Genomic DNA, 10,104 nt, shown 5'->3' on the forward strand with positions numbered 1-10,104 from the left:
ATCTCAAGGCCACACTCGAAGCCATTGCCGGCGGTCATCCGAAAAGCCGGATCGACGAACTCCTGCCGTGGAACTTCAAGCCGTCAAGCTGAAACCCGGTGGGCCGCAGACAGCGCTTACAGATGTATTCCGGAAAACGCAAACGGACGCACCAGTCACGGAATTACTGATCCAGGCGGTCCGAGATCAGGAACTCGACAAGAGTACGCGGCAGTTTGGCGAAGCTGGACGTTTCCCGATAGACGATTTCAAGTGAACGCTCTGCCCAGTCTTCCCTCACCGGAACCATGCCAATCTCGCTGGCCTGAAGATAAGGTTGAACTGCCCCAAGCGGGAGGACCGCGACACCCAGGCCGGCCTGTACCATTCGCCTGACCCCGTCGAAGCTCATGACTTCAACACGGGTCTGGATCGACATTCCCTGCTCTTCCGCCTTTGTAGTGAGAAAGGCTTGAATTGAGCTACCAGTCTGAAGCGAAACCATGTCTTCCTTGAGAATGTCGCGAAAGGAGACTTCCGATTTGTGCAGGATCCGGTGTCCCTTGGGAGCTGCGACTACCAGCTGGTCTTTTCGGTACGTAATCTGCTTGAGGTCTTCCTGGGGGGTCAGTCCAGAGATTATTCCGAAATCGGCGTGGCCCGTCCGAACCATCGATAGAATGTCGGTGCTGACGAGTTCAACCAGCTTTATTCGAACGTCTGGGTGATTTTCCTGGAATTCAGCCAGGTCTTCAGGAAGAAATTGCGTAATCGCGGACGTATTGGCGGCGATCCTTACGGTTCCTTTTTTTCCATGGGAGTAATCGCTGAGCGCCGCGTCCATCCGGCCAACTTCAGCGGTAATCGAACGGGCATATCGTCTAAGTTCATGTCCGGCAGGTGTGAGTTCCACGCCCCGCTGGCGCCTGTAGAACAGGGGCGTTCCAACCAGGTCTTCCAATTCAGAAATGCGCCGGCTCACTGCAGAAGCAGCAATGTTTTGCAGTTCCGCTGCCTTGGCGATGCTGCCGAGACTGGCGACTGCAAGAAACAACGACAAACTGAACAGGTCGTAATGCATGTTCTGGACCCCGAAGCAGCGGGCGTTCGGCTGAAAACAGTTGAACGCATTAGTACTGATCGATCTTCAAGCGTTTGAGCATCTTATGTTCAATCAACTGAACGCACCACGCCAGGGCTGCACGTACGCAGTCCTGGCAAGCTACTCACCAAGGATTACGGTTGATCCGCTGCACCAGTGAACGTCAAAAGGCGTCCCCCCACAACGGCACTTCCACACCCCAGTGCGGCAACTGCCTGCCACGAACAGGTGCCTTCAAGACCGGAAGACTGTCTCCCAGAAGGTTACCGCAAACCAAACGGTCCAGGTCCAGACCGAAAAAGGCACTGCTGGAGACGTTTCGCAGGGATGTTGTGGGAGCATTGTCGAAATGGGCCCGTCCCATTTTTCCGGCGTCGAGCGCCGCTTCAACCATCCCGACCCAATCGTTTTGGCGCTCTGTCAGGATCGTTTCGAAATCCCCGTCCGGGAAAATGCGAAACAGTTCATTGGAAACGATGCAGGCCGCAATCAGCCCCCCTTCACTGTCAAGCGTTATCCCATCGACGAAGGCACCTTTCGGCAAGTGCACGAAATCCTGTTTGTGGCCGTCGACGCCGTTCTCAGACAAAGGAACCCTGCTGATCTTTTGACCGAATGTTTCCGCGACGTAGAGCCAGCCGGCCTCGAAATCGAGGCAGATCTCGTTTGTGTAATGAAGACCTTCAAGAACCACACGCATCTGACCGTTTTCGATGACGCCAACATAGCCATTCTGCACATCGCGGCGATAGGCGAGCGATCGAGGAGAGAATGTCGACGAGACCGTGAACCAGATCCTTCCCGTGGGATCAAGACACACGAAATTGACAGGCGGAGACTGTTCACCGGAACCGCAGGGGTGGAAGAGCCGCACACCTTCTGCGTCAAGTTCCAGAAGTCCACCGGCATCGGATATGTTGGCGATCAGGAACGTGCCGTTCTGCCGCAAGGCAATGCCGTTGGGAACAATCGGGACACCGCCAAGCTCCGTTTCCTTGGCAAGATGGTATTGGCTTCCGTCTGCGCAAATTCGAACAATTCCGCGGCTCTTGTGCGATGTGAAGATGTCTCCGGAGGATATCGCCAGCACGGATTCAGGACGCGACATTCCATGACCAAGAAACTGGAGTTCACCCAGTGATTTGCCTTTTGCTGCCAGCATCATCCATGCTCCTTTTCAAAGGCTCTTTCCACGTTGCCTGTTTCCGGAGAGTTCGCACTGGCGGCACCCAGGCGTTCAATTTCCTTCCGAAGCAGGTAGGCGTCACCGGTTTTCGGTACTTCCACATCTTCCCAACGGACTGCGGTACCCGCCTTGACCGGCCGGATCAGCTTGATTTCATGCGCGAGCCCGAGCGGCAGCAGACCTTCGCGTACAGACTTCTCGGCAGGCACCAGTAAGCCCGATACTGTAAAGCCACCTTCGCCGTCGAGCTTCTCGCCGGGTAGAAGGTCCCGCTTGGCGAGTGCGGCGACATCTGCCCGAAAATCCTTCGAGACACCCGTCGGCTCCCGCCGCAAGGCCAACGAAGCCACGGAGTAACCCAACTCGAGACCTATCAGGTGCCACCGTTTGTAGTTGCACATGTATCTGCCGGTGGTGTCGGTAACGACCTTGTATTCCTCGAAACAGTTGCGGAGGTATTCCGTATCACCTTCAAAACAGACCCAAACTCCCTTCCGGATGTCATGGGGTATCTGCTTTCCATCCGTGGTGAGGCAGGAGGCCACTTCGACCAATCCCTTCCGTTCGAGCACACCGCCTTCGGATCTGGGCCGCATAAGGTTCGGGACGTCGTCAATGCCTCCCGGAGGGAACAGAAGCCCGTTCTCGGGTGCGTCCAACCCCGTCGAATTGGCGATCGCCGCAGATTCGATCGCCGGTTTGGAACCATCGAGGAAGGCATTGAACATCTTGGCATTGAGGCGGCCTCGTTCGGCCTGTTCACGTGTCAGACCCCAATGATCCCAGACGGTATCCGGAGTTGACTGCCTGTAATGCGGCAGCCATTTGTGCCCTCTGCCTGCGGCGACGACCCCAAATCCGCATGTCCGTGCCCAGTCGACCAACTCGCACGCCAATGCAGGCTGATCCCCATAGGCCATGGAATAGAGAACACCGGCGGCTTCAGCGCGTCTTGCGAGTCCGACGCCACAGAAAGCATCCGCCTCGACCGTGACATTGATCACGTCCTTGCCCGCCTCGAAGGCCTTCAAGCAATGCCGCACAGCGGCATCCGGGTTGCCTGTGCATTCGATAATGATCTCTATCTCAGGATGGGAAACGAGCGCTTCCCAGTCATCGCCAACATGGGTTCTGCCGCTTTTGGCAGCATCGGCAAGACTGGTTTTACAGATCTGTTCGGCGGACCAGCCGACCAGCTCCATATTGGAGAGCGCTGCAGAGGGGCTAAGATCCACAACACCGACGAGATGGATACCCGGAATTCTGATTGCTTGCGCCAGGAACATGGTTCCGAACTTGCCCGCACCGATCATCCCTATTCGAATTGGTCGTGCTTGTTCCTGCCGAGCCTGGAGTTGCTCATACAAGCTCATTCGCCGGCCTCCCGTCCATCGCCGGCAAGGGCATTCCCATTTCTGCCGGTTCCCGTGAGAAAATCGAAGTCGCACCCATGCGGTGCCTGGTTTACGGTGCGATGGAACAATGCCTGGTAGCCTCTGTCTGGTGCACTACCAGGACGCCAGTCCGCCATCCGGTCGCTGATTTCCTCTTCGGAAACAAGAAGCTCGAGCGTCTTCTCTCGAACCGACAAACGGATCCTGTCGCCATTGTGGACGATGGCGAGTGGCCCGCCGATCGCCGCTTCGGGGGAGATATGCAAGGCGATGGTCCCGAAGGCGGTTCCGGACATTCTCGCGTCGGATATCCGCACCATATCCTTGACCCCTCGTTTCGCGAGCTTTCGGGGGATGGGCAGGTAACCGGCCTCTGGCATGCCCGCGCCGACGGGACCGGCGTTCTTGAGCACCAGAATATCGTCTGGTTCGACATCCAGGTCGGGATCGTCGATCCGTTCGGCAAGATCTGCGAGAGATTCGAAGACTACAGCCCGGCCTTCCGTTTCGAAAAGTTCCGGCGTCGCCGCGGCGCGCTTGAAGATGGCACCGTCGGGCGCAAGATTGCCTGAAAGCGCGATCAGGCCTCCAACCGGCGAGACAGGGGTTTTGAAGGAGTAGATATAATTCCTGTCGACCCATTCCAGTGGTTCGTCCAGCCGTTCTTGCAGGGTCTGCCCGAGGACATTAAAGGTATCGAGATGCAGCAGATGACGGAGTTCGCGCAGGACCGCGCCGACGCCGCCAGCTGCATGAAAGTCTTCCATGTAGCCTTCCCCGACTGGCTTGAGGTTGACCAGAACCGGTGTTTCGTCCGAAATCTGATTCAACCGCTCAGGCGAGATAGAGATACCCAGCCTTCCTGCAATGGCAGCAAGGTGAACGACAGCATTTGTCGAACCGCTCACAGCCATCAGTACACGAAGAGCATTCTCAACCGAGTGTTTGGTGATCAAATCGCTCGGCCTTATGGCACAATTGACCAGGCTCATGGCGATCGTGCCTGAACGTTCGGCACACACGAGACGGTCCGCCATGACTGCCGGGATACTTGCGCTTCCCGGCAAAGCGATGCCCAGCACCTCGGCGATGATTGCCATGGTGCTGGCAGTACCCATGACAGCACATGTGCCGGCAGTTGCCGCCAGCCTGCCTTCGACAAGGTCTATTTCATGACGGTCAACCTCACCAGCGCGAAACCGGCCCCAATACCTCCGGCAATCCGTACAGGCTCCGAGGCGTTCGCCCTTGTGACGGCCTGTGGACATCGCACCTGTAACCAGCTGGATGGCTGGAATATTCGCGGACGCAGCCCCCATGAGCTGGGCAGGCACCGTCTTGTCACAGCCCCCAATGAGCACGACGGCATCCATCGGCTGCGCCCGCACCATTTCCTCAGTGTCCATCGCCATGAGGTTTCGAAACATCATGCTGGTGGGATTGAGGAATGGCTCGCACAGCGACGTCGTTGGAAAGGTCAGCGGCAGGCCACCGGCCGCCAACACACCGCGGGAGACGGCTTCGACCAGTTCAGGCACCGTGCGATGACAATTATTGAACCCTGATGGTGTCGATGCGATACCGACGATCGGCTTCCTCAAGGTTTCCGGCGAATATCCCATTGAACGCGCAAAAGAATTCCTCAGAAAGACTGAAAAGTCTTTGTCGCCATAGTTCGTGAGACCACCCTTCATGCCTTTTTCTTTAGTCATTGTTCCCTCCGTCTTGGCATCGGAAACGGCAACCGAGCAGCTCTTCGAACACAAGGATCATGGCACCTTTGTCTTTCTCGCCATGGCCTTCATGCAATGCTCTCTGGTAAGTCGCGGTCGCGGCTGCCAGCAATGGCGTCGGCAGAACCTGATGGGCAGAAAGCTCGGCCCCGCTGATCAGATCCTTGTAGGCTTCTTGCATTGGATATCCCTTGCTGAAGTCATTCCTCAGAATATTCGGGATAAAGAATTCGGACGCATAACTGCGGCCGGTGCCGGAATTGATGACTTCGCCGATTTTTTTGCTGTTTAGTCCGAGTTTTGCCGAAATCGGCAAGATCTCCGCAAGCGCGGCCATGTTGATGTCGAAGAGGAGCTGGTTGATAAGCTTCGTCAACTGGCCGCTGCCGGTGGGGCCCATGTGCAGGATCTTCGAGGCCATCGAGATCAACGTAGATTCGAGTTCTGCGATGTCTGCCGCATCGCCACCACACATGGCAGTCAGAGTTCCGTTTTCAGCCCTCGACTGCATTCCGGAAACAGGAGCATCGACAAACCTCAATCCAAGTTTGGAAAGCTTTGACGAGACTTCAAGAGTGGCGTTGTATTCGACAGTGCTCGTGTCAACGATCAGCGCACCCTCTTTCAGGCAAGTAGCGAGCCCTTCCTCTGCGAATAGCACCTTTCTTAGGATCTCTGCCGAGGGCAGGCTGAGAAAGACGCAGTCGCACTCGGCGAGATCCGCAATTCCTGCAGCAAGTTTGAGTTTGTTCGGGGGATCTTCCGGCAAGGTGACGTGCCGTTTGTCGAAAGCGATAACGTCGAACTTCCTGGCGAGGTTGAGCGCCATCGGCTTCCCCATTTGTCCAAGACCAATGAATCCGAACAGCATTTGGTTTGTCTCCCTGAGAGTATTGTTTTGTGATTGTCAGTCGCCCACGACTTCCAGCCGCTTGCTGTCCCGCCGCCAGAGAACGACAGAGAGCACGAGAAAGACGGCGGAGAGGACGTAGAGACCGATCGAGATCGGGCTTTGGAGCAGGATCAGGTAGTCACCACCTGAAATCGAAAGCGCACGGCGCAAGTTGTTCTCCATGTCGGAGGCAAGCAGAAGGCCAAGCACAACTGGCACCAGGGAAATTTCACATTTGCGCAAAATGAATCCCAGGAGTCCGAACACAATCATGGTGACCATCTGGAAGGGGCTGTGACTGATGGAATAGACGCCCACGAAACTGACGCTCGCGACCATGGGCAACAGGATCCAGACCGGAACGGTCAGGACACGCGTGAAAATGGTCACCAGGGGGACGTTCATCACCAGCAGGACAAAATTCGCTAGATACAGGGAGGCAATCAGCCCCCAGACAAGGTTGGGGTTGTTGTTGAACAGAAGCGGTCCAGGCTGAACGTTGAGTGAAATCAGCATCGCGAGCAGGACCGCCGTCGTTCCACTACCTGGCACACCCAACGCAAGCATCGGTATCAGAGCGCCGCCACTTGCCGCGTTGTTTCCCGCTTCAGGCGCTGCAACGCCGCGCTCGTCGCCCTTTCCGAAGGTTCCGTCACGATTGCTGATTTGCCGTTCGAACGAATAGGCGATCACGGCTCCCAGCGATGCGCCGGCTCCCGGCAAAATGCCCGCCAAGAAACCAAGGATCGATCCGCGCGTTGTCGCGCCGGCAGTCTTCCGCAACGTTGCCAGGCTCGGCAATTTCGACCTGGTGTCACCGGTCATGGATTGAGAGTGGCTCTTGATACCGATTTCAAGCAACCAGAACATTTCGGAGACAGCGAACAATCCTATCAGGGCCACGATCGGATCTATGCCATCATAGAGTTCGTACCAACCGTTGGTGAACCGAGGCACGCCGGTTGCCGGGTCAATGCCGACGCACGCGATCATGAGGCCGATGCACGCCGCCAGAAGTGTTTTTCGGGGATCAATGCCACCGAGCCCGCCGATTGTAATGAACGCCAGTACAAACAGGGCAAAATAGTCTTCAGGGGCGAAGTAGATGGCGGCCTGCGCCAGAATTGGCGCGAAAAGCGTCAGCCCCAATGTGGCAAGCGTTGCCCCAACGAAGGATGCAATTGCCGAAATGGCGAGAGCTTCGCCCGCACGGCCTTGCAAGGTCATAGGATAGCCGTCAAGGGTCGTCATGATGGCCGGCTCATCACCCGGAATGTTCAGCAGGATAGATGAAATTCTGCCGCCATACATGCAGCCGTAATATACGGCGCACAAAAGGATCATTGATTCCGTTGCCCCGAGATGCAGCGAAAAAGCGAGCGGAATCAGAATTGCAACACCGTTCACGGGGCCGAGACCTGGCAGGGAACCGACAAGCGTGCCGATAAAACAACCAAGCAAAAGCAGCGCAAAGTTCATCGGGTCAAGCGCGACGGACAAACCTTGCAGAAGAAGAGAAATCGTATCCATCTTCTATCCGATCCATTCACCAAATGCGGGTAGGGGCAGACCGAGAACCAAATCAAAGAGTATGAACAGTCCCGGAGAAGCGACCACGGCTGCCGCGGACGCCTGCTTTTGGTTCGCGCCAAACAGACAGGCCATACCGGCGAACATCAAGAAGGTCGCGAGCAGGAAGCCGATCGGCTCCAAGAGAAAAGCATAGGCGAAAAGGCAGCCGATCCCGATGAGCAAGCGCAATGCTGACTTGCGTCCTTGCCAGGGGTGTTCAATCCTGGGGTTGACAATCAGAGCCCCACTCAGGGCAAGCGCGGGAATTGAAACCAGCATTGGAAACAGAGAGGGGCCGACCGGGTCACCTGCACCGATCCGATAACTCGAGCCGACACAGAGAAAGGCGACCGCGATCAAGAAGATCGCGGTGCCAAGGACTCTTGTGGTCATTTGAATTCAAGACTGTTGACGATCTCGGAAACGTCCTTCAGCTGCTTCTCGAGATAGTTTTCGAATTCTTCGCCAGCCCGCCAGATCGGGACGAGACCGTTGTTTTTTGCTGCCTCTTTCCAGCCTTCGCTGTCGTAGACGGTCTTTAGCCGGTCAATCCAGGTATTGTAGGCATCGTCAGAGACGCCTCCTCCCACATAGATACCCCTCCAGTTGTACCCCGTCACGTCGTATCCCAATGACTTTGCCGTCGGAATATCGGGAAACGCGGGAACCGGTTCGTCGGAGAGCACTGCAAGGGCGCGGATGTCTCCAGACTCCAGGAAACCGGCGGCTTCGCTCAGATCCGTCGTCACAACATCGATACGGCCGCCGATCATCTGGGTAATGGCAGGCGTTCCGCCGTCGAACTGAACCCACATGACACGCCAGAGATCTCCAACCCCAGCGGCCTGTGCAGCCAGCAGATAGCGGACGTGGTCCCAGCTTCCGAAGCCGTCACCAGCTCCCACCAGCGATTTGGGATTATCCTTCAGCTTCGCGAACAAGTCGTCCAGCGTCTCGATTGGGCTGTGATTGGCGACGAGGATGACACCAACATCCGCACCGAGCATTCCCACGAAGCGCATCGTGTCAAGATCGCCTGGATACTTCTTCTGAGCGATCTGGTTGATCGCAACAGTCGAAGTCGCCACGATCAGGTCCGGATCGTCGGATCTCTTGTTTTCGACGTAAGCAAATCCGACAGCGCCGGTTCCTCCGGCCATGTTGACGGTCCGGACGGCCCCATCGACCTGATCCAGGTCGGTCAGCAACTTGCCTATGGTACGGCAGGTAAAGTCCCAGCCACCGCCCGGCCCCGAAGGTGCAAGACACTCGGTCGCTGACGAAGTTTGAACACCTCCAAGCAGCAACACTGCAGAAAGAGTCGATAAAGCAAGATTTCTCATATTTCCTCCCGAACACTTCAAGGTGAAATGACCGAGGTATGAGAATATGTACTCCAGATTTTCTGAAGATTTTTTTCATCAACTCTGCCGTCGCGAATCGAGATGGCAGGTTGTCTGGGTATGTCTTGATTAACTCCGACTTTTGCATCCGAGGCAGTCTGATGAATTTCAGATATTTTTAGGATATTTTATCATTAAGAAAAACGAAAATACTGAATGTCGCGCCTTCGATTCGAACTGCGCAGGTTATTGTATTCGCGACACCCATATCAATCGAATGTCAGCTTTGGGAATTGGTATTTCAAGCAATGAACGACCGATTTGGAAACGCGAAGCGGACGTACAATAAGGGAACGAGCAATTCGATCATTCAAAACTCGAAAGGCTAGGCCTTGAGTATAGCTTGCGCATCCTGAATTGGAAGAAAGAGGCGAAGCGGCGTGTTTTCCAACTCTTGGAATCCATAACTCAGGTACAAAGCCAGGCATCGGCTGGTTGCCCGCTCACTTCCACAATCCAAAACATCCATAAGCACGACAGCTGGACCTGTCACGTTTTGATGCCGCTCCGAGTTCTCATTTACGCGGCCTTTGCTTCGAAAGCCAAGGGGCTTTTCCATCCCAGAGCCGAGTGCCTCCGGCGCGGATTGTAGAAGCCATTGATGTATTCGAAGATGGCCATTTCAGCTTCTCGGCGACAGGCCCATGATTTCTGCCACAGCAACTCGGCCTTGATCGTTTTGAAGAAGGTTTCCACGGCGGCATTATCAAAACAGTTCCCAGTTCCGCTCATTGAGACCTGGAAGCCATGCTGGCGCAGAAGCTTCTGATAGTCGTGAGAGCAATATTGGCTGCCGCGATCCGTATGGTGAATGCAGCCTCTGGGCGGACGGCGCAGGGCGAT

At 55.8% G+C, this 10,104-nt stretch carries 10 protein-coding genes; 1 reads left to right on the top strand and 9 read right to left on the bottom strand.

Annotated elements, in window-relative coordinates:
• Positions 1 to 92: transposase domain-containing protein (locus M0H32_RS29830; RefSeq protein WP_486660012.1), on the top strand; the 92-nt coding region annotated here is incomplete at its 5' end.
• Positions 93 to 163: 71 nt separating this feature from the next.
• Here the strand turns inward: M0H32_RS29830 and M0H32_RS29165 are convergent.
• The 9 genes from M0H32_RS29165 to M0H32_RS29205 form a co-directional block, all read right to left on the bottom strand.
• A complete protein-coding gene (locus M0H32_RS29165; RefSeq protein WP_248160256.1) occupies positions 164 to 1,060 on the bottom strand; it encodes a LysR family transcriptional regulator in 897 nt (298 codons plus the stop codon).
• A 184-nt stretch (positions 1,061 to 1,244) separates the two neighbouring features.
• Entirely contained in the window at positions 1,245 to 2,246 is a 1,002-nt protein-coding gene (locus M0H32_RS29170) for an SMP-30/gluconolactonase/LRE family protein (RefSeq protein ID WP_248160258.1), read from the bottom strand.
• A complete protein-coding gene (locus M0H32_RS29175) occupies positions 2,243 to 3,640 on the bottom strand; it encodes an NAD(P)H-dependent oxidoreductase (protein WP_248160260.1) in 1,398 nt (465 codons plus the stop codon). Before M0H32_RS29175 ends, M0H32_RS29170 begins: the two co-directional genes overlap by 4 nt.
• Positions 3,637 to 5,373: a dihydroxy-acid dehydratase gene (locus M0H32_RS29180; protein WP_248160261.1), complete on the bottom strand. Its 1,737-nt coding sequence runs from the start codon at positions 5,371 to 5,373 to the stop codon at positions 3,637 to 3,639. Before M0H32_RS29180 ends, M0H32_RS29175 begins: the two co-directional genes overlap by 4 nt.
• The gene (locus M0H32_RS29185) at positions 5,366 to 6,265 is read right to left on the bottom strand and encodes an NAD(P)-dependent oxidoreductase (RefSeq protein WP_248160262.1); all 900 of its coding nucleotides are present in this window, start codon (positions 6,263 to 6,265) and stop codon (positions 5,366 to 5,368) included. The genes M0H32_RS29180 and M0H32_RS29185 overlap by 8 nt, the downstream gene beginning before the upstream one ends.
• A gap of 36 nt (positions 6,266 to 6,301) precedes the next feature.
• Complete coding sequence (locus M0H32_RS29190; protein WP_248160263.1) at positions 6,302 to 7,816, bottom strand: tripartite tricarboxylate transporter permease; 1,515 nt, start codon at positions 7,814 to 7,816, stop codon at positions 6,302 to 6,304.
• Positions 7,817 to 7,819: 3 nt separating this feature from the next.
• On the bottom strand, positions 7,820 to 8,251 hold the full coding sequence (locus M0H32_RS29195; protein WP_248160264.1) for a tripartite tricarboxylate transporter TctB family protein: 432 nt from the start codon (positions 8,249 to 8,251) through the stop codon (positions 7,820 to 7,822).
• A complete protein-coding gene (locus tag M0H32_RS29200) occupies positions 8,248 to 9,201 on the bottom strand; it encodes a Bug family tripartite tricarboxylate transporter substrate binding protein (RefSeq protein WP_248160265.1) in 954 nt (317 codons plus the stop codon). Before M0H32_RS29200 ends, M0H32_RS29195 begins: the two co-directional genes overlap by 4 nt.
• A 579-nt stretch (positions 9,202 to 9,780) precedes the next feature.
• Positions 9,781 to 10,104 (bottom strand): integrase core domain-containing protein (locus tag M0H32_RS29205; protein WP_248160266.1); only part of this gene is annotated, 324 nt, incomplete at its 5' end.

Source organism: Roseibium sediminicola (assembly GCF_023156505.1).
Classification (GTDB): Bacteria; Pseudomonadota; Alphaproteobacteria; order Rhizobiales; family Stappiaceae; genus Roseibium; species Roseibium sediminicola.